This is a genomic window from Vibrio sp. 10N.247.310.23 (genome assembly GCF_041467155.1).
In the GTDB taxonomy this organism is placed as follows: Bacteria; Pseudomonadota; Gammaproteobacteria; order Enterobacterales; family Vibrionaceae; genus Vibrio; species Vibrio crassostreae_C.
The window spans coordinates 54,725-74,197 of sequence record NZ_JBFSTZ010000025.1 but is presented as its reverse complement, the minus strand read 5'-3'; the positions used below and the strand labels follow the sequence as shown (position 1 = coordinate 74,197).

General features: G+C 42.8%; 16 protein-coding genes and 2 pseudogenes. 5 read left to right on the top strand and 13 right to left on the bottom strand.

Going from position 1 to position 19,473, the window contains the following annotated elements; genetic code table 11:
• Positions 1–70 precede the first annotated feature (70 nt).
• The 6 genes and pseudogenes from AB6D93_RS18055 to AB6D93_RS18030 all read right to left on the bottom strand — a co-directional run.
• Positions 71–2,209 (bottom strand): carboxylesterase family protein, encoded by a 2,139-nt coding sequence (locus AB6D93_RS18055; protein ID WP_102332926.1) that lies wholly within the window; start codon positions 2,207–2,209, stop codon positions 71–73.
• A gap of 190 nt (positions 2,210–2,399) precedes the next feature.
• The gene (locus tag AB6D93_RS18050; protein ID WP_102332925.1) at positions 2,400–4,058 is read right to left on the bottom strand and encodes a hypothetical protein; all 1,659 of its coding nucleotides are present in this window, start codon (positions 4,056–4,058) and stop codon (positions 2,400–2,402) included.
• Between the two features lie 325 nt (positions 4,059–4,383).
• Positions 4,384–5,739: an FUSC family protein gene (locus AB6D93_RS18045; protein ID WP_154723769.1), complete on the bottom strand. Its 1,356-nt coding sequence runs from the start codon at positions 5,737–5,739 to the stop codon at positions 4,384–4,386.
• 9 nt (positions 5,740–5,748) lie between these two features.
• The gene (locus AB6D93_RS18040; protein ID WP_102332923.1) at positions 5,749–6,615 is read right to left on the bottom strand and encodes an HlyD family secretion protein; all 867 of its coding nucleotides are present in this window, start codon (positions 6,613–6,615) and stop codon (positions 5,749–5,751) included.
• A 10-nt stretch (positions 6,616–6,625) separates the two neighbouring features.
• Entirely contained in the window at positions 6,626–6,838 is a 213-nt protein-coding gene (locus tag AB6D93_RS18035) for a DUF1656 domain-containing protein (protein WP_010429574.1), read from the bottom strand.
• Between the two features lie 499 nt (positions 6,839–7,337).
• Positions 7,338–7,650: pseudogene (locus AB6D93_RS18030) on the bottom strand (IclR family transcriptional regulator C-terminal domain-containing protein); the annotation flags it as partial.
• A gap of 123 nt (positions 7,651–7,773) precedes the next feature.
• Between AB6D93_RS18030 and AB6D93_RS18025 the strand changes: the two are divergent.
• Positions 7,774–7,914 (top strand): annotated as a pseudogene (locus AB6D93_RS18025) (L-threonine 3-dehydrogenase); the annotation flags it as partial.
• A gap of 128 nt (positions 7,915–8,042) precedes the next feature.
• On the opposite strand, the gene AB6D93_RS18020 reads toward AB6D93_RS18025, so the two are convergent.
• The 3 genes from AB6D93_RS18020 to AB6D93_RS18010 all read right to left on the bottom strand — a co-directional run bounded on the left by AB6D93_RS18020 (position 8,043) and on the right by AB6D93_RS18010 (position 12,350).
• Positions 8,043–9,269 carry a DUF819 domain-containing protein gene (locus AB6D93_RS18020; protein ID WP_102332922.1) on the bottom strand — a complete coding sequence of 409 codons (1,227 nt, stop codon included), beginning with the start codon at positions 9,267–9,269 and terminating at the stop codon, positions 8,043–8,045.
• 541 nt (positions 9,270–9,810) lie between these two features.
• Positions 9,811–11,733: a monovalent cation:proton antiporter-2 (CPA2) family protein gene (locus tag AB6D93_RS18015; RefSeq protein ID WP_017067137.1), complete on the bottom strand. Its 1,923-nt coding sequence runs from the start codon at positions 11,731–11,733 to the stop codon at positions 9,811–9,813.
• Positions 11,733–12,350 (bottom strand): NAD(P)H-dependent oxidoreductase, encoded by a 618-nt coding sequence (locus AB6D93_RS18010; RefSeq protein WP_010428887.1) that lies wholly within the window; start codon positions 12,348–12,350, stop codon positions 11,733–11,735. The genes AB6D93_RS18015 and AB6D93_RS18010 overlap by 1 nt, the downstream gene beginning before the upstream one ends.
• Before the next feature lie 303 nt (positions 12,351–12,653).
• Between AB6D93_RS18010 and AB6D93_RS18005 the strand changes: the two genes are divergently transcribed.
• Positions 12,654–13,730 (top strand): low specificity L-threonine aldolase, encoded by a 1,077-nt coding sequence (locus tag AB6D93_RS18005; protein WP_102332921.1) that lies wholly within the window; start codon positions 12,654–12,656, stop codon positions 13,728–13,730.
• 102 nt (positions 13,731–13,832) lie between these two features.
• On the opposite strand, the gene AB6D93_RS18000 is transcribed toward AB6D93_RS18005, so the two are convergent.
• Complete coding sequence (locus AB6D93_RS18000) at positions 13,833–13,958, bottom strand: hypothetical protein (protein ID WP_017060906.1); 126 nt, start codon at positions 13,956–13,958, stop codon at positions 13,833–13,835.
• Between the two features lie 247 nt (positions 13,959–14,205).
• Between AB6D93_RS18000 and AB6D93_RS17995 the strand changes: the two genes are divergently transcribed.
• A complete protein-coding gene (locus AB6D93_RS17995) occupies positions 14,206–14,640 on the top strand; it encodes a YccF domain-containing protein (RefSeq protein WP_004730224.1) in 435 nt (144 codons plus the stop codon).
• 104 nt (positions 14,641–14,744) lie between these two features.
• Here AB6D93_RS17995 and AB6D93_RS17990 read toward each other — a convergent pair whose 3' ends face one another.
• From AB6D93_RS17990 to AB6D93_RS17980, 3 genes are all read right to left on the bottom strand, one after another.
• Positions 14,745–15,668: a hypothetical protein gene (locus tag AB6D93_RS17990; protein ID WP_029235256.1), complete on the bottom strand. Its 924-nt coding sequence runs from the start codon at positions 15,666–15,668 to the stop codon at positions 14,745–14,747.
• 195 nt (positions 15,669–15,863) lie between these two features.
• Entirely contained in the window at positions 15,864–17,012 is a 1,149-nt protein-coding gene (yiaY, locus tag AB6D93_RS17985) for an L-threonine dehydrogenase (protein ID WP_017060904.1), read from the bottom strand.
• 260 nt (positions 17,013–17,272) lie between these two features.
• Positions 17,273–17,425 (bottom strand): hypothetical protein, encoded by a 153-nt coding sequence (locus tag AB6D93_RS17980; RefSeq protein ID WP_017066574.1) that lies wholly within the window; start codon positions 17,423–17,425, stop codon positions 17,273–17,275.
• A gap of 234 nt (positions 17,426–17,659) precedes the next feature.
• Between AB6D93_RS17980 and yjjG the strand changes: the two genes are divergently transcribed.
• Together yjjG and yddG are read left to right on the top strand one after the other, a co-directional pair.
• Positions 17,660–18,334: a pyrimidine 5'-nucleotidase gene (yjjG, locus tag AB6D93_RS17975; protein ID WP_102332920.1), complete on the top strand. Its 675-nt coding sequence runs from the start codon at positions 17,660–17,662 to the stop codon at positions 18,332–18,334.
• Between the two features lie 187 nt (positions 18,335–18,521).
• Positions 18,522–19,454 (top strand): aromatic amino acid DMT transporter YddG, encoded by a 933-nt coding sequence (gene yddG, locus AB6D93_RS17970; protein WP_102332919.1) that lies wholly within the window; start codon positions 18,522–18,524, stop codon positions 19,452–19,454.
• Positions 19,455–19,473: the final 19 nt, after the last annotated feature.

Genomic DNA, 19,473 nt, shown 5'->3' with positions numbered 1-19,473 from the left:
TTGAACGTAAAATTTGGATATAAAAACGGCCAGCGAGCTGGCCGTAAAGTAGGAAGGGTGTTGAGCATGTTTAGTTTAGGTACCACTGCCAAGGCATAAGACCTTCCTCTGCTAGACCGGTTAAGCGACCTTTACGAAGCTTAGGATCAACACCTGGGTTTGTGACATAGTCCCAGTCTAAGGTAGTACTGTTTTCGCTGAATCCTGTACCATCAATTACAAGTACATTGTCGGTAGCATCGCTGTACTGTTGGCCTTCGAACAATTCATCGCTAAACCAAAGACGCGACATTTCGTTCATTAGTGCTTTATCCTTGCTTGATGGTCTTACTTCACTTCCATCAAAACGCACGGCTTTGTTAAATACAAACGGCAACTCTGAACCGTTACACGCACCGCTGACACAACCAATCGTTTTAAATAAATCGATGATGGATAGCTCACCATTTGGCAAGGTATTGTAGTTCCACATGTTAAAGCTTGGCTTGTGCTCAAAGTGGTATAGCGTTGCTTCTACTCCGCTGTTTGCTGCCATATGACGAGCTGGACCATTGAACAAGGTGTCATTTAGCAAGGTTTTAAATTGCTTCATGTTGTCAAGAGCGCCACCTAAGCTAGATTCTGAGTTAGGGTAGAAGTCAGTTAGGTTTAAAACTTTATTCGTTTGTTCATGGCCGTTTAATTCAATATCTACATTTTTTGCGATACATTCGATTACTTCTATTGGGTCGTCTTTAGCTAGACAAATTGGCGTAAGAACTCCTATATCAACAGTTGAATCCATCCCCCAAAATAGTTCAGTAACAGCTGTATATGCAGTGAGTGAAAGACCTGCATTTGCAGCAACGTCCTTAGAGCTCATGTTATTTATTCTTGCTAATAAACGATCTTGATTGTGCTCATCATCTAGCCATTTCAACGCATCTAAGGCAATGGCCTCTGAACGCTTACCTTTTATTGCTTCAGTTGAAAGAAATTCGTCAATGATAGTTGGAATCAAAAAGGTCACACTGAACAACATCCCAAAACTATTTGCTTCATGAGCATTGTTTCCCAAAATCGTTTGTACAGAAAAATCAGAATTTAGTGGTGATTTAGATGGTTCTATACATATTGTCTCTGACTCATCACTGGTAGCAAGTGACTCACAACCTAGATAAGGAGCAAATGGCATCAGTGTTGGCATAGGGGTCTTTCCTGATTTAGGGCCTACTTCCAACTCTTGACCCAAATAAGAAACAGAAACCGATAGCGAACTCAATAACCAATTTTTTAGCTGTTCAATACCATTCAAAGCTGTTTCTTGCGACGCCATGATCTCGTCGATCGAAGTGTTTGCATCAAAGTCATTGTTGCGGTCCTTAGCTACGTCATAACTAGGGTACTCAAAACCATACGGGTTGCTCTGCATGATGGCACGTTGGAAATATTGACCTGCGATATCTTCATCTTGCTGTAAGAAACCAATGGACATAGCACCAGAACCTTGACCCATAACAGTCACGTTTTGAGCATTACCACCGAAATCAGCAATATTATTGTGTACCCATTCCAAGGCACGCTTTTGGTCACCTAGGCCATAGTTGCCATCTTCATCTTCGCCTTCTACCCATTGAGTACCTAACTGACCAAGACGGTAGTTCAAGTTTACATAGATGAAAGGCTTACCATCGTCACTTCCTTGAGCAACAACAGTATCGCCATGCACAAGTGCTTCAGAACTTGAGCCATATTCAAAGTCTCCACCATGAATGAATACATAAACCGGTAGATCTGCATCAGAATCTACGCCTGCTGGACGCCAGATATTGAGGTTAAGGCAGTTCTCATCTTGCGTTTGTGATGTCGTTTTTAGTTGAGGACATGCATACCCAAATTGAGTTGCGTCAATAACTTCAAACTCATCCGTATTATCTGATAAAGGCAGCATATTGCTGTGCTCAAAGCGCTGAGCCTCGGCATATTTAATCCCTTTGAAAGATTCAATAGATGCGAGTTTGTCATTTTCGGTATTCGAAGTAATAACCAATTCTTCTTTGGTCGCTTTAATCGTTACGTTACCGATTTGAGCATCAAATGGTTCAGCAGGTGCAGGAACTAACGGTTCTGGTCTGTCTGGCACAGGAACGGTAGGCTTAGTATCACTGCCACAAGCCGCTAGTAGCAGTGAAATGGCCACAGCAAGAATTGATCGTTTGTTGAGTTTCATAATTATGTCCACAGTTTTTGTTGTTACCAAACTAGCAATTCCGTACGCTATCATCGACCGTTGTCGAGCTTGGATACATGTCATTTTGTTATGGAATGTATATTAAAGATATTATTGCGATTAATGGAATCATATAAGTAGGACGCCATCCTTCAAGAGTGGCCGTGACCACCCTATGCGTGATTTAGATCTAGAAGCGATAGCCAAAATTCAATGTCAAAGCCGAACGAGTTTCACCTTTGTTGTACAACACGGTCATGTTGTAATGTTTGCCGATCTGTTTGTTAACCCCTGTTAGGAATGCCCACTGATCGATGTCGACACCAACGTCATAATCAAATTCGATGTCATCAGTTTTTACGGTGCCTTGCATACGAGAATTTAAACCTTGGTATTCAGCACCAACAAAAAATTGAGCTCGATAATCGACTAATTGGTAACCCAACATAGGTTGAACCGTGATGATGCCATCGCCCCAATCATCCAGCCCTTTCAGGCGTGTTTGGGAGTAGGTTCCAGTAACGGAGGCAAAGAACTCTTTATAACCAACGGATAACGTAGTCCCGGCTCCGCGCAAGTCATATTCAAGATGCAGTGGTACATTTAGACGGCCACTGTTACACAAGGCCGATACGCCTTCGCATAGTTTGTTGCCCAATCCAGGTAGTTTGTCGTTTAGTTTGTCTTGTAGGTATTCTCCTGCGGCGCCGGTATAAGAGGCGTCAATATTCGCATCAACGTTTACCTTTCCGACATAACCGAATACATTCCAGAATGGCAGGATATTAATGTCACCGCGTATCGAAAGGCTTTCGGCATTAACCGTCGCAACGCTATCTTCTGGGTCAAATAAGTCATTCAAGCGAACACCACCAATCACGTAATCGGTCATTGGAATGTCCATATCTTGGTTGCGATAAGCAACTGATACGCCGAATGGAAGCGGTAAGTCAATGCCTTGGCGTCGCACCATGTCACCCATTAACGGAAAAACTCGGTCTAGTTTCACGCTAGCTTCTTGCATTCTTGGGTCGGATACTTCCTCAAGTCTTTCTTCATTAAGAACTTGTACAGCGTTGTCATCTTCATATATTGCAACGGGTTCAACTAAACTCGTCATCTTCATGGGTTTGTTCTTTGATGTACCGGTGACTTCAGTCATTTTACTAGCAATGACAACCTTTCCAGAATCTAATGTGTAGAACTCAATCTCTTGATGATAAGTTTCTACGTTGTAGGTATGGTGCTTGAACGGCTTTTCATTGCTGATAAGCATGCGTTTTGGTTGACCGTCGACTAACTCAATGTCGACATTCAAAAAACGGAAATATGCGATGTCTTGAGGCAAGCCATACTTCGAATATTTAAAGCTGACGATGACTTTGCTATCGCTGACTTCTTGCACGCGAACTGAAGAAGGATCGAAGCTTTCTGCATAGTTACGCAAGCGATATTCGGTACGTGTGAAAGTTTCTATTTCATTTAGCAGTTTGTCGTTATCGTCCAACTCTGTTGGATTATATTTTACACGCAGATCGATGTTGCCTTTAGTGTCGGTGTTCTTAACAAGGTAGACGCTTGAGTCACGAACTTGATCACCAACTTGCAGAGTACGATGTGCGTGTTCAACTAGATGCTCACCCTGTACCAGTGAACTGATTGCTAGCTTTGGTAAATCACGACTTATACCATATTTATCAAACACTACTCGACCTTGCTTCATGACTTCGCTGTAAGTTTTGGTTTCTTCTGCTGACGCAAAAATAGGAGTAGTAAGTAATAGGGCGCTCGCTAACACAGAAAGAGTATGGGTCTTACAGGCGCTGTTGCGGATTTCAAAAAAACTCATGACGGTTTCCACGCTGAGTAGCCTCAAACCTTCGAAGCTCACACAGTCAATGTAAAACTGAACGTCGTGTTCAGTTGTTATGTATTTATCCGTTAGGATTTCTAGTGTGAATGTCGCGACTAAAAATGCATTGCTTCAATCAATGAGAGGATTTTAAGATGAGGTGGCAGATCGCGTTAATCGCGTTTGATGGACGCTATCCTCACTTAGTAAGAATTAACGTTAATCGACTGACTTATAATGATTTACAACAGATGACAAAACGGCCTGCTAAGTAAAAATACTTGGCAGGCCGTTTGTTATGAGCGATTTAGTGTATCCAGTTCTAAGCGGTTACTTTTACTCTGAATAGATCAGTAAACAGTTTAGCGATCATTAAAATGACCAAGATATTCACCAGCATCAACAGTGGTGTTTCTATTCTATAAACCGGAGTGAGGTTAAGTGCACCAGATGTAAGAACAACCAACAAGTTGATACCCAAAATTCGATGTATCATGAGCTTAGGTGTCGCGAACACTTTCCATATGACCATAATGTTAAGGAAATAGAATAGGCCTAGCTCCCATAGTTCTGTCATTAGTGGCATCACAAAGATGTACTGCAACAAAATCACCGATCCTATACCCAAAACGCCATAGAAGGCATCCTTAATAATGCTTGGTGGCATGGTCGGCACCATAGAAGAGAATATACCGGCTAACATAGGAAATATAAAACCACCGGGTATTGGAAGATAAATCCAAATCAACAACGATGTGATAAACATCGACACGCCTTGCAGCACTTTTCTCCCATCTTCATTCAAATGTTCAACAAACGTGCGATGAGCATGATGCCAAGACACTGCTTTATGATCGCCCATTACATTGAGTTCACCATCAACCAGAGATTGATCTGGTGTTAATACATCGAACGTCTTCAAGTTGTGAGTAAGAACTGTCCATTGGATACCTACGTCTGATTCGCTGTTACTTTGTTTGAGTAGTGTATCTTGGATATGTGCCATTTCATCGATACGCAAACGCCATGTTTGGGTGTTCTCTTTAAGGTGGTAACTTCCGGTCAGTGGCAGATCTAAAAGTTGATACAGCTTATCAATATTTGCGGTATTGCTTTCGAGTGCGGCAATGTCGATGTCGTCTGTTTTTTCCATCGCATCTAACAAGGCTTGTTTACTTGTTTCGAAACGTTGTACAAAGTTGAGTTCAGTATTCACAGGCCACACGATGCGATACACAATAGAGAAGACGACAACACCTAATAGTGTTTCTTGAAGCCGAAGTACTGCAAAGTGAAAAGTGGTTTGGCTATCAAACCCGCCCATACAAGCAACAATCGAACACACGGCAAATCCTATTGAAAAGATATAGCCGTATTTCTCGTCGCTCGACATGAAGATGCACACCCCAAGAAACAGGGTGAAAAATGTTAGAAACAAGAAACGGTCTTGAGAAAACAGCGCGATAAGGAAAAAGGCATAACCGGTCCCTAACAAGGTTCCCATTAACCGGTTATGGCCTTTGTTTATTGAATGAGCGAAGCTCTCGTTCAATGTCATCACTGCAACGGCTATCGCAGCCCAATACGGTTTTTCCCAGCCAAACCACAACGCTAGGCAGATTGCGATAACGATAGAGAGTGCGGCTTTAATCGCTTCTTTAGTCGATGCAGTGAACATAAGAATCACCTAGCTATTTTTGATTATTTTAATCGAGGCAGTCATACCAACACGCAGTTGTACGTCTTTTGGTATGTTGTCTAACTTAACTTTGATAGGGATGCGTTGAGCTAGACGTATCCATTGGAAGTTTGGATTCACGTTTGGCAATAAATCATTACCTGTGCTGCCATCTTGTTTGGCAATACCAAAGCCAATACTTTTGATATGTCCTTCTAGTTGAACATTGTTATGCATCATTAAAGTAACATAGGCTGTATCCTGAGCGTCGACGCCGACTAAATCAGTCTCTTTGAAATAACCTTCAATCCAAAAGCTATCTTCATCAATTAGCGCAACCACAGGTGAATTCGCGACAACTTGAGAACCTACACGTAGGTTCAGATTGGTGATATAGCCGTTAGTAGGCGCATATACCTTGGTGTATTCAAGGTTGAGGTGTGCTTCTTCTACGTTCGCTTTTGCGAGTTCGACATTCGCGGTGCTAGTTTCTACCGCGTTGTTCAAGTTGTTTAGAGTAAGTGCGGGCACCGCACCGGGTGTTCTTTTCTCTAAATTCAACGCGCGTTGCTCTTCGTTTTTGGCTTTGGCGAGTAGGGCAAACGCTTGTTTTTGAGTGGCAAGTGCTTTTTTGTAGGTCGCCTTGTAAATACTCGGATCGATTTCAAAAAGAAGATCGCCTTTTTTCACTTTAGAGTTGTCTTCGACATGTACTTCAATCACTTGACCCGTGACTCGAGGTGTAATCGAGACAATATAAGCACTCACTTGTCCGTCTCTGGTCCACGGGTTACTTGAATACGACTGGTAATAGCTATAAACCACAGTTCCCGCAGCAGCCAATAATAAAAGTGTGATGAGATAACGTTTGATCACAGTAAGTGCCTCAAAAAATGGTAATAAAATGGCCGATAGCGCCAGTAAAAATCACGATCAAGCTCAGTTCTGCTATTGCAGGAAAGGCGACGTACTTATGAAGGCCAAACCTGGTAGCGATTGACCCTGTTAGCATTGTCAATATGTAAGCCAGTGCGATAACCAATAACAGCGGTGGGAAGTAGACTTCACCCCACACAAGTTCATGTGGCATTGTGTTCATGGTTCTGTTCTCTATTTGTTTGATGAATGCAACGATAACGGAGTTCGATTTATTGTGATAATCGCTTATAGAGGACTATATCCATCGAATTCGTTGGATATTGAGTTACATGATGATTTTGTTTTCCATTTCGATGAAACAGTGATAAGTGGGTACGAACGAAACTAGTCGTATAGAATAAAATCTAATATTAAAACTATTATTAGAGATACTTATTTTTCTTTAAATTATTGATGTGGAGAGAGGCATTTTTTATCGGTCTTAATTGGAGATTAAGTGAGGGGGGAGCGAGATAAAAATTATAAACGTTAGGAAATTGTTTAATATTGTGGATTTTAGCTGAGAGTATGTAAGGCAAGAGTTACGCGCGCTCTTGCTTACATAAAACCATTGAACTCTGCGGTAACGTAAAAGAAGTTACCTTTCTAACGATGCAAGTTTTATCGTGATATCACTGTCACCGTAACCTTTATTGTCACTGTCACCGTAACCTTTATTGTTACTTGCTTGGGTAACCATTAAACTCTAATTGCTTGGATATATTTATGCAGTAGCTCCACATAGTGAGCTTTTTTCTCTTCATCAAATCGAATGGTAGGAAATGAAATTGAGACACTGGCAATTACGGTACCAAAACGGTCGTAAACTGGAGCTGCTATACAACGTAAGCCTGGCTCTTGTGCTTCATTATCTTCGCCAAAATGCTGTAGCTTAATCGCTTTAAGTTCATCGATAAGTTGCTCGACGTTTTCGAGGGTATTTTTTGTGCTTTTCACAAACTCGGTGTCTGCTAGCTGAGTGTGAACGAATTTTTAGTCACTTTATGCCAATAGAGACATATGGGTGACCTGTTTTTATATATGTCGCCACTTTGTCGCCATTGTTCTCCTGAAATTTTTTAAATACTTGCTTTCAAAAAACTTATTTCGCTAATGTATATAATGGCTTCACTAATCCAATCAGGCCTAGATCTAACACCAATCATTACTCACCACTACAAAGTGGACGACTTCCAGAAAGGCTTCGACATGATGCGCTCTGGTATGTCAGGTAAAGTAATTCTTGATTGGGAATAAGCTTTAGCTGAGTAACAAGATATTAGAAAGGCGACAGTTTTTACTGTCGCCTTTTTTACATCTCGGAACTCAAGAAAATGGGCGATATGATCAAGGTTCAGTTGCCCATTTTTTACAGCAATGAGTTGTTAACCCAATGCAGCAGCCTGCATGATTAGGCCACAGATGTAAGCGCCGTATGTACCGAGTGCGTAACCAAGTACAGCCATTAGAATACCTACTGGAGCTAATGCTGGGTGGAACGCTGCCGCTACGATAGGAGCCGATGCAGCACCGCCGACGTTAGCTTGGCTACCTACTGCCATGAAGAACAGTGGTGCACGGATTAGCTTTGCCATCACAATCATGATAATCGCGTGGATGGTTAACCAAGTGATACCGATGAAGAAGTAGCCTGGGTTATCCAAGATAGCTGTGATATCCATCTGCATACCAATAGTGGCAACTAGGATGTAGATGAATGCAGAGCCCACTTTAGATGCGCCACTGTGCTCAAGGCTGCGTGTTGATTTGAAGCATGAAGCAATGAGTGCAAACGTAGTCACCATTACGATTAACCAGAAGAATCCAGAAGTCAGGCTGTATTGCGCCAGTTCAGGAGCATTAGTTGAGATCCATGGTGCGATAATGTCGCTAAAGAAGTGTGCTAAGCCCGTAAGGCCAAACGCAATCGCAGTGATCTTCATTAGATCCGTTGTCGTCGTCGGACGCGCGTTTTCTTCTTGGTACTTAGATACGGTTTCTTTTAGGTCTTCGATAGATGATGTATCTGCTTTTAACCATGCATCAATCTTCTTCTGACGACCTGCCATGATAAGCAATATTGCCATCCAAATATTGGCACAGATTACGTCCACAGTAATCATCGCAGAGAACAACTGATCGTCAACTTCAAATACTTCTTTCATTGCAGCTTGGTTTGCACCACCGCCAATCCAAGAACCTGCCACCGTTGTTAGACCACGCCATACATCACCCGATACAAGGCCAGGATTTATTTGGTCGATGATCAAGATAGCCAATGGGCCGCCAATGATAATACCGACAGTACCGGTTAGGAACATGATGACGGCTTTTGAACCTAGTCCAAAGATCTTGCGCAGATCTGCAGAGATGATCAGTAGAACGAGTGCACTCGGAAGTAAGTAACGGCTTGCAACAAAGTACAGCTTTGAGTTTGATGCGTCGATGATGCCTAGGCTGTTCAATAGAGAAGGAACAAAGTAACAGAGCAATAGACCCGGAACGAACGAGTAGAATTTTTTCAGTGCGCTATTTTGGCTACTTTCCGTGATAAAAACACCGCCAAGAATAACAGCTAACATGCCCATTATTACAGCATCATTAGTAATCATTATTATATCTCCTTTAAGGTGAGCGCAAAGGTCTCACTTTTTTGAATTGCAGGACTATACCGACAACCGCCATTCGTTACAAATTGTAACGATAGACATATTTTGAAATGTTTATGTTAATTTTGATGGTTTGAATTTGTGAATGTCGTGCGTTATTTATTTGATTGATGAATGAATCTGTTAGGGGTTTTGCGGCGTATTTCGATATATGCAATGTAATTCAAGCCTTAGAGAGTGGTCGCTAAGAATTGGGTGGGTGCTTGAATGGTAGGAATGAGTGCATATATAGCCATGTTTTTGGTGTGGTTTATGCGGGGTGGGAATGTTTCAATAATGTAAAAATCGAATCCACTTTTGCCATGTGGTCAGAAATTAAAAATTTTAGCTAGATCACACAAATCTTTCGGATTAAGAGTTTCAGCACCTGATACTTGTGCTCATTTGAGGTTTTGTCGGGGTTAAATGAAAGAAAAAGCGGCTCAAATAGCCGCTTTTGATGGTTGAATAGCATGGTTATCTAGAGCTGTAGTCTAGATTCTGCTTAAGACTCTTCTTCCTCAAAGCCATCTGCATAGCCTTTCGGTGGAGGTGTCCAACCACGTTCAGAACGAGAGTGTTTGTCTGAACGGTCTTTTTTCATATCTTCTTTCATTGCTTCTTCAAGGTGAATGAAGATTTGTCGGTAGTTGTTGTCGTAGCGTGGGTTCTCTTCCGCTTCAGACCAAGCTTGGTAAAGCTTTTCAGACTTACGGCTCTCAACGCGTTGATAAGTCGATTTTTGCTGCTCGACGAAGAATGGGTGATGACCCAAAGAACGCAAGGCTTCAGCGCCCATTTCAAGAGCAGAATGGTAGGTCTCTGATTCAACAAAGTCTGCCCCCGCTTCTCTTAGGCGATAACTATGACCTCGGTCGAATGCACGCGCTAAGACTTTCACTTTAGGGTAGGTGTGTTTAACGTATTTCACTAATTCAACGCTTGAGTCTTGGTTGTCGATTGCCACTACTAGCATCGCGGCTTCTTCGATACCCGCGGTATGCAACAAGTCGTGACGAGTAGCATCACCAAAGTAAGATTTAATATTGATGGAGCGTAATAAGTCCACTTGGTTTGCTTGATGATCCAATACTACGGTATTGACGTCATTTGATACCAACAAGCGGTTTACGATCTGACCAAATCGGCCGATGCCTGCAATGATAACGGTACCTTTCTCTTCTATTTTGTCTTCTTCTCGATCGTTCGATTTTTGCTCGTAACGGGGCAGAATGACTTTATCAAACAGAATGAACAGACCAGGAGTTAAGAACATAGAGAGGGCAACAACCAGTGATAGTGTTTGAACAATATCCGCAGGTAATACATGGTTCTGTGCTGAGAAGCTGAGTAGTACAAAACCAAATTCCCCCGCTTGAGCCAAGCTCAATGTAAATAGCCAGCGGTCGCTGTTTTTGATTCTGAAGATTAAAGCCAGTGTAAACAACACCAAGGCTTTCAGCGCCATCACGCCAAGAGTTAAGCCAATGATGAGTGCGAAATCGTTAAATAGAACGCCAAAGTTGATACCTGCGCCTACCGTGATAAAGAACAATCCAAGCAATAACCCTTTAAACGGGTCGATGTTAGATTCCAGTTCGTGCCTGAACTCACTGTTGGCAAGTACCACACCTGCTAAGAAAGTACCTAGGGCAGGCGACAAACCAACAAGGCTCATTAGCGCGGCAATACCAATCACCAACATCAGTGCAGTTGCAGTGAAGATCTCGCGTAAGCCAGAGCTCGCAACAAAACGAAACAGTGGCCGACTTAGATAATGTCCACCGACGACCACAATCGCAATTGAAGCCGTAATAACAAGTCCGTATGCCCAACTTGGCAAACCTGCAACTAAACTGAGTTCATCATGGTGTGCAGCGGTTTGGGCGGCACTTTCTGCCAAAGCAACCAATTCAGGAAGAGCCAACAAAGGGATGAACGCCAGCATTGGGATAACGGCAATATCTTGGAACAAAAGTACCGAGAAAGCGTTTTTACCGCCTTCCGTTTTAGACAGGCCTTTCTCATTGAACGTTTGTAGAACAATGGCTGTCGATGAAAGCGCAAAGATCAAACCGATAGTTAAAGCAATCGTCCAAGGTTGACCAAAGAACTGTGCAATTCCCATCACGATAGCGGTCGTACCACCAACTTGAAGGCCACCAAGCCCCATCAATCGGTTTCTCATCGCCCATAGCATCTTAGGTTCAAGTTCAAGCCCGACTAAGAACAGCATCATCACTACACCGAACTCGGCAAAGTGCTGGATGGTTGTTGTCTCTTCGCCAACCAATCCAATGATGGGACCAATCACAACGCCAGCGATTAAGTAGCCGAGAACTGATCCAAGTCCAAGTCTTTTGGCAATAGGGACCGCAATCACGGCTGCAATTAAATAGATAAATGCTTGTAGAAAGTATCCCGTCATTATTTAACCTCTGCCATCAATTCTTCCACAATATGGTTCAACTTTTCTGCCTTGTTGGCTCTTTTGATGTTGATATCACCTGCAACCAAGGCCTGTAAAAGCGTTCTGTAGCTATCGACATGTTGTTGAATACGGTTTTCTTCTAAAGCGGTACGAGATCCAAAAAGCGCAAAAGGCGCAAGATAGTTCATCCCACATAAAGACGCGGTTTGTTCAATTGGGTGAAGCAGTTCTCGAATAGTGAAGTGGTTGTAGCCATCACTTTGGTAAGCATCCTTTTTACCGCCAGCAGTGATGCAACACAGTAAGCTCTTACCTTGTAACTCGTTGCCATCGGTTCCATAGGCGAAGCCATACTCTAGAACGAGATCTTGCCACTCTTTGAGAATTGCCGGTGTGGAGTACCAATATAAGGGGAACTGAAAAATGATGATGTCATGGTCCAATAGGCGTTTTTGCTCACGATCGATGCTGATCTTGAACGTTGGATATTCGGCATAGAGGTCGACGCACGTGACACCGTCAACGCGTTTTGCTTGCTCAAATAACGGTTTGTTTGCTTCAGAACGATGTTGAGAAGGGTGTGCGAATAGCACTAAAACTCGATTTTTCGACATATAGCCCTCTTTGTATATAAACGAATAATACCTATTGGGATTATAGATATACAATAATAGAAGAATGGTTGAACAACAACGAATTAGCCCATACTTATCTATCTAGATGCGTGTGTTTTTAGGTACTTAATTATATAAAACATCCGTCAATTTGAGTATTTCTGGCACAAGCCGCCGATGACTGAGTAAAACTAATTATTCACGAATAGTAAAAGCGAATATGGGCATTTTATGTCACCGTTGGTGGGTAACGTAAATAATCCAATAACCCTACATAGAACGATAATGAATAAAGGAAAAACTATGAGCATGGACTTGCGTCAACAATGTGATTTGTTGCTTTCCGGTCACCTAGAACCGACTCCAGCACAAACATTCGCTCAGATGGCTGAATGGTGTGAGACACACAATGTGAGCCATGATAGCTACGGCGATGGTGAGTTTATCGAGAGCTTCGAAAACAAAGTCGCGGAACTGCTAGGTTATGAAGCGGCTGTATTTGTGATTACTGGCACCATGAATCAACCAACAGCATTAGAAATTGCGTGCCAAGAGAAAAGAAACCCACTAGTAGCGATGCATGAATCGAGTCATATTATGCGTCATGAACGCCAAGGGTATCAGCTCCAAAACCGATTCAACGTACTTCCCGTTGGCAACGTATTTCGCACTTGGAATGTTGATGACTTAAAGGCGTGGCCTGATGAGATTGCAGCCGCTCTATATGAATTACCCATGCGTGAAATCGGCGGCCAATTACCAGAATGGGATGAGCTTGAAGCGATCAAGCAGTACTGCAAAGAACAATCAATTCACCTTCATATGGATGGTGCGCGTTTGTGGGAATGCGGCGCCTATTACCAAAAGTCATACAGCGAGATTGCTCAGGGCTTCGATAGTGCTTATGTTTCGCTGTACAAAGGTCTCAATGGCCTTGGTGGTTCGTTATTGTTGGGCGATAAAGCCTTTGTAGCGAAAGCATCTGCGTGGATGAAGCGCCAAGGTGGCAATGTTTATCACCGAACGCCTTATGTGGTTTCAGCAGCAATGCAGTTTGATGAGCGATTAGAGTTGATGCCATCATTGTTTGAGCGAACAAAACAGATCTACCAAATCTTATTAGACTATCCTCAGTTCACTGTTAATCCGCAGCAACCGCAGGTCAACATGCTTCACCTATATTTACCTGTGAGCTATGAAGACGGCATTATTGTGAGAGATAACATAGCGAAGAAACACAAGATTTGGATAGGAAACCCAGCGATCAGTGAGTTGCCAAACCAATGTAAGATTGAATGGTATGTAGGGGATAACCTACTAAATTTGCCTGATCATGAGCTGATAGACATTCTAGATTTTATTAGCGAAGAGCTGATTTGATTAACGAAGAGCTGGCTGAAGAAGAACTGATCTAATTGGAACTGAAATGGATACAGGAAAGGGTTCTTATATCCATTTATATAGCTAGGATGTCCGGCTCTGTTACATATACTGGTTGATGTACACATCAACTAAGAACATGAACACTGGAACAGTGCTGAGAAGTCCGAAGAAGACGATTGGCACCCAGTTTTTCATTTTCTTTTTAGGTTGCTCAGTGTTATTCATAAATTCGGCCTTAAATTCGTTGTTGAGTCTGTTTAGCTTTTTGGTACTAAAAATCTAAGTGTATGGTATCAAATAAATGGGTTTAGCCCTATGTAGATTTAGAGAACCGTGGTGTATATCAATCACATAAAATGTAAGTGATTCATAAACGGTTCATAAAGGTTCAACAATAATGAACCTATTACAACAATCATTGCCTTACTCTGCATATTAAATAAATAGCATTCAAAGATTTGGAGAATACAGAATGAAAACAATAGGAAACATCATTTGGTTTCTGTTCGGTGGCGTATTTATGGGACTAGCTTGGTGGTTCTTCGGACTGCTCGCATTCCTAACCATCGTTGGTATTCCATGGGGTAGAGCATGTTTTGTTATGGGTAACTTCTCATTCTTCCCATTTGGTCAGGAAGCGATTTCACGTGATGAGCTAACCAATGAAATGGACATCGGCACGAGCCCGCTAGGTGTGATTGGTAACGTTATTTGGTTCTTATTTGCGGGGATCTGGTTGGCGATTGGTCACATCATGTCAGCAGTAGCGTGTTTCATTACTATTATAGGTATTCCGTTTGCGATTCAGCACCTTAAGCTCGCGGTTATCTCATTGGCGCCAATCGGTAAAACCGTTGTCGACAAGCGTGAAGCAGAAGCGGCACGAGTAAGAAACTACAAGGGTTAAGACTACAGTTTAAGCCTTATATAGAACTGAAAAAGCACATCACATGATGTGCTTTTTTGTGCCTCGTTTTCTATCTAACGATGCCCCAATCTCACAAACACTCACTAGACATTGTTGAACAAGACTTCAAGCCTAAGGGTGATGTTGGCTTCTTCGGTGTGTTTCTCATGAGGTTCTCGTTCCCATTGATAACGAGGGATGAGTTCGTAGAACAGCCACTCTTTCCATACGTTTTGTCGGTAGGTAACCGAAACCTGAGCGTATTCGTAATGATTATGAGGCTCATCCGTTGCATTAATCGTGGCGCTATATTGAAGTGCTTGGTCTTGGGCAAGGTAGTGATACAAGGTTAGCCCTGTACCATAGTTCCAACCTTTAAGGTCGTCGTTATATCCTGCAAAGCTTGACCATCGAGCCAAGAAATCATCACTTAAAGAAAGATCAAAGTCGATGTCGGTGATCTCACCAGTCTCTTGTTTTTCTTGATATACACGTTGGGTCAGCCTGAATACTGCATCTGTGGTGAGCGGGTAGGTAAAACGATAGCGAGCCTCTATTCTTGGGCGTAATGTCGCTTTGATATTGAAACTACTGTAACCCTTGGCATAGGCGTCATAACGAAGGCCAAGTGCATTCTCTAACTCTTCAGAATCTTGTGGGAAGAAGTCTAAGAATTCTTCATCGCCAACAGACTCGTAGATTAGCTTAAGCCTTTTGCTGACAAAGGGTAAATGCAGGCGTGCGTTGAGCTTGGTGGAATAATCCACGTCACCGCCCTCAGAATAGATGAAATCATTATACCAACGTACAGAGGTTCCGGCTCTGGCGTCCTCGGTAATACGGTCATCCACAAAGAAGTTATCGAACCATATTGCGGGCTGACAAAACTTGCTGTTTAGGTAGTGGTAAGCTTTTTCGACGCGCGTGTCTTCTAACGGTTGGCTGTGACACTCATCCTGTTCCTCCGCGAAGGCAGAGTGGGAAACGAGCGATGCTAATAATGAGGAGTTAACTATCCAACGACTCAATGGAACCTGTTTGTCATTCTATGTATCAATAGTTTGACTATAACTAAGCAGTTATGACAATGCGACTTTTAAAGAGATTTATCTTAATCAGTGGCTATTCAAAACAGAGACTTGAATAACATATGGCAGGTAAAGAAAACGGGCTCAGTAGGTGAGCCCGTTTGTCGATAAGTTTATAAGTGACTTAATGGCAGATTACATTGCCGCTTCGAAAATCGCAGAGATTTCTTCGTGGGTCGCTTGTTTAGGATTAGTAAAACCACATGCGTCTTTCAGTGCGTTGTCAGACAGAGTAGGGATATCTTCTAGCTTTGCACCAAGTTGCGCGATACCTGTTGGGATGTTCACGTCATTTGCTAGTTGAACAATTGCGTTGATCGCAGCTTCTGCGCCTTGCTCTGGTGACATACCTTCAACGTTAACGCCCATTGCTTTTGCAACATCACGTAGACGCTCAGGACAAACTTGCGCGTTGTAGCGTTGAACGTGTGGTAGCAAGATAGCATTACACACACCGTGTGGAAGATCGTAGAAGCCGCCTAGCTGATGCGCCATCGCATGAACATAACCTAGTGACGCGTTGTTGAACGCCATACCCGCCATGAACTGTGCGTAAGCCATTTGTTCACGTGCTTCAATGTCTTCGCCGTGCGCTACTGCCGTTCTTAGGTGAGCTTGTACAAGTTCAATGGCTTTAATCGCTACAGCGTCTGTAATTGGTGTCGCTGCGATAGAAACGTAAGCTTCGATTGCGTGTGTTAGCGCATCCATACCTGTTGCAGCAGTCAGTGATGCAGGCTTAGCAAGCATTAGTTCAGGATCGTTTACTGAAATAAGCGGTGTTGTGTGCTTGTCAACGATCGCCATTTTAATGTGACGTTCCTCATCAGTGATGATGCAGAAGCGTGTCATTTCTGATGCTGTACCAGCCGTAGTGTTGATAGCGATAAGAGGCATCATTGGCTTTTCAGATTGGTCTACGCCTTCGTAGTCTGCAATCTTGCCGCCGTTAGAAGCAACCAGAGCAATGCCTTTTGCACAGTCGTGTGGAGAACCGCCACCTAGAGAAACAACGAAATCACAATCGTTGTCAGTCAGCAATTCAAGACCATCGTTAACGTTCGTGATGGTTGGGTTTGGTTGAGTGCCATCGAATACAACTGCGTCTACGCCTCGCTGGCTAAGAAGGTCTTGTACCTGCTTAACTACACCAATTTGATTCAAGATCTTATCAGTTACGATCAGACCTTTTTTAAAGCCTTGAGACTGAATACTATCAGCAGCATCCTTCAGACAGCCAGTACCCATGAAGTTGATTGTAGGGATGTAAAATGCAGTAGACATTGGAAAACTCCGTTAATTATGATTTTTAATTTCCTACATGTTGTCGGCATTCAAGTGGTCGACCATTGATCTGGAACAACTTTGATTCCGAACTACCACTTTGTGGCTAGTCGTTGTGATAGGGCTCATATAGCAATCGTTTTCATGGTTTTTGGCTGTGTTCTTTGTCAGTAGTGATTAGCGATAAATTGGCTCCACCAAGAGCAGAATGGTGCTCTATAACAATGAAAATTAAGGTTTTTCATTGAAAGCTGTTTTGGTTAGGCTGGTGTCGACGTTTTATCGGAGTCATCACTGCACTCAATTTGAGGATCTTGCGACTCTTCAGACTCAAGGGTGTCTTCTGGCTCCTCGTCATAGTATTTGACAAGAAATGGGGTGAGCATGACAGATGACGGTAAGAAGTGCTTCATAATACCTCCCGGTACTTAAATGTATTTCTTGTATGGTATTGGTTTAATATGTGGCAAAATTTGCGATACATCATGACTTGCTGCTTGTTTTCTATAAATTATTAGATTTATATACAGGCTCACAGATTTACGAGTAAAGTGATTGCCAGCCTACAAGGCGAAGAGAAAAATTAAGCAAAACTACGATAAAAACAAACACAGCACTGCTCAACAACGCGAATAACAGGACAGAAAATGAAGTACGATTGGATATTCTTTGATGCGGATGAAACCTTGTTCCACTTTGATGCTTTTCAAGGAATGAAGCTGATGTTCTCCCGTTTTGGTGTGGATTTTAGTGAACAGGATTATTCGGTTTACCAAGAGGTTAATTTACCACTTTGGGTAGATTATCAAGATGGCCGCATTACGGCAGCTCAACTGAAGCACGCGCGTTTTGAAAGCTGGGCAACAAAGTTAGAGACAACAACAGCAGAACTAAACAGTGCATTTTTGACCGCAATGGCGGATATCTGTTCTTTATTACCAGGTGCACAAGAGTTGGTGGAGTCTTTAAAAGGCAAGGTGAACATGGGCATCATCACTAACGGTTTTACAGAGCTGCAGTCAATCCGTTTAGAGCGCACAGGAATGACGGATTACTTTGAGCACGTGATCATTTCTGAAGAAGTTGGGGTAGCCAAACCGGATGCCGAGATTTTTGAATATGCGCATAAGCTGGTTGGATTGCCATCTAAGCAAAGAATATTGATGGTCGGGGATAACCCACATTCCGATATTCTAGGCGGATTAGATTTTGGTATTGAAACCTGTTGGTTAAATAGTCAAGAAAAGGCAACGCCAGCCGGAATTAACCCTCATTATCAGGTTAAGTCTCTGGCTGACCTGCAAGCTCTTTTACTAGCATAATTGCTAATTGCTAATTGCTAATTGCTAATTGCTTTTAGATTTTTGAGTGAATGATTGATAGCCGAGTACAGTTATGTGCTCGGCTACTTATTTTTACTTACTGCAACTTATCGATAGTGGCGTTTAAGCCTACCTTTGCTTTAAGCTCGCTTTGATTACCCCATTACAATAAAAATAAGGAAGAGGCGTGCTGAAATCTCATCGCCATAGCTGCTACGGCATTGCTGCCATTTTACTTTGGAGCTGCTTAATCGCGCTGTCTCGTAGCGTATCAGAACAACTGGGCCCAATTGGTGGCGCCGCCAGTCTTTATACAGTGAGCTCACTGTTGTTGGTCTGTGTTATGGGGTTACCTAAGCTGTCGCGGTTTTCTAAGTCATACCTGTTGATTGGTGGTGCTCTGTTCGTTTGTTATGAGATCTTCTTAGCTCTGGCTTTAGGGATGGCAAACAACCGACATCAAGCCTTGGAAATGGCCGTTATCAACTACTTATGGCCTGCATTGACGGTGTTGTTCGCGGTATTGCTCAGCGATAAAAAGATTAACTGGTTGGTTTACCCAAGTATTTTCTTAGCCTTCTTTGGTGTGGCTTGGAGTATCAGTGGCGATCAGGGGCTTTCTGTTGATCAAATCGCTGCCAATATTGCCACCAACCCTAAAACCTATTCAATGGCGTTTTTCGGCGCGATTATTTGGGCGGTCTACTGTAATTACACTCAGAAAGTGGCGAAAGGACAGAATGCGATCGTGCTGTTCTTTATCGCGACTGCAATCACCTTGTGGATCAAATACGCATTGAGTAACGAAACCGGCATGGTGATGACAACCAGTGCTGCGATTGACTTAGTGTTGGCAGGCGTGTGTATGGGCGCAGGTTACGCGCTTTGGAATACAGCGATACTTGGCGGCAATATGGTCTTCTTGGCGACCATGTCGTATTTCACGCCTATTTTTGCGACCTTACTGTCTTCTATTATTTTGGGTTTGTCATTGAGCATGACGTTTTGGCAGGGCGTTTGTATGGTAACGATTGGCTCTTTAGCTTGCTGGTGGGTAACCAGAGACAAAAAGCCGACGGTTACGGCGTCGGCTTCTAAAAAGGTTCAATCAGAGTCTTAGTCAGCGAGAGGTTGATTGG

Bases quoted from the DNA above. Each gene is read 5' to 3' on its own strand.
- AB6D93_RS18055 (WP_102332926.1), bottom strand. From the start codon at position 2,209: ATGAAACTCAACAAACGATCAATTCTTGCTGTGGCCATTTCACTGCTA.
- AB6D93_RS18010 (WP_010428887.1), bottom strand. From the start codon at position 12,350: ATGTCGAAAAATCGAGTTTTAGTGCTATTCGCACACCCTTCTCAACAT.
- AB6D93_RS18015 (WP_017067137.1), bottom strand. From the start codon at position 11,733: ATGACGGGATACTTTCTACAAGCATTTATCTATTTAATTGCAGCCGTG.
- AB6D93_RS18045 (WP_154723769.1), bottom strand. From the start codon at position 5,739: ATGTTCACTGCATCGACTAAAGAAGCGATTAAAGCCGCACTCTCTATC.
- yiaY (WP_017060904.1), bottom strand. From the start codon at position 17,012: ATGTCTACTGCATTTTACATCCCTACAATCAACTTCATGGGTACTGGC.
- AB6D93_RS18005 (WP_102332921.1), top strand. From the start codon at position 12,654: ATGAGCATGGACTTGCGTCAACAATGTGATTTGTTGCTTTCCGGTCAC.
- AB6D93_RS17980 (WP_017066574.1), bottom strand. From the start codon at position 17,425: ATGAAGCACTTCTTACCGTCATCTGTCATGCTCACCCCATTTCTTGTC.
- AB6D93_RS18035 (WP_010429574.1), bottom strand. From the start codon at position 6,838: ATGAACACAATGCCACATGAACTTGTGTGGGGTGAAGTCTACTTCCCA.
- AB6D93_RS18050 (WP_102332925.1), bottom strand. From the start codon at position 4,058: ATGAGTTTTTTTGAAATCCGCAACAGCGCCTGTAAGACCCATACTCTT.
- AB6D93_RS18020 (WP_102332922.1), bottom strand. From the start codon at position 9,269: ATGATTACTAATGATGCTGTAATAATGGGCATGTTAGCTGTTATTCTT.
- yjjG (WP_102332920.1), top strand. From the start codon at position 17,660: ATGAAGTACGATTGGATATTCTTTGATGCGGATGAAACCTTGTTCCAC.
- AB6D93_RS18000 (WP_017060906.1), bottom strand. From the start codon at position 13,958: ATGAATAACACTGAGCAACCTAAAAAGAAAATGAAAAACTGGGTGCCA.
- AB6D93_RS17995 (WP_004730224.1), top strand. From the start codon at position 14,206: ATGAAAACAATAGGAAACATCATTTGGTTTCTGTTCGGTGGCGTATTT.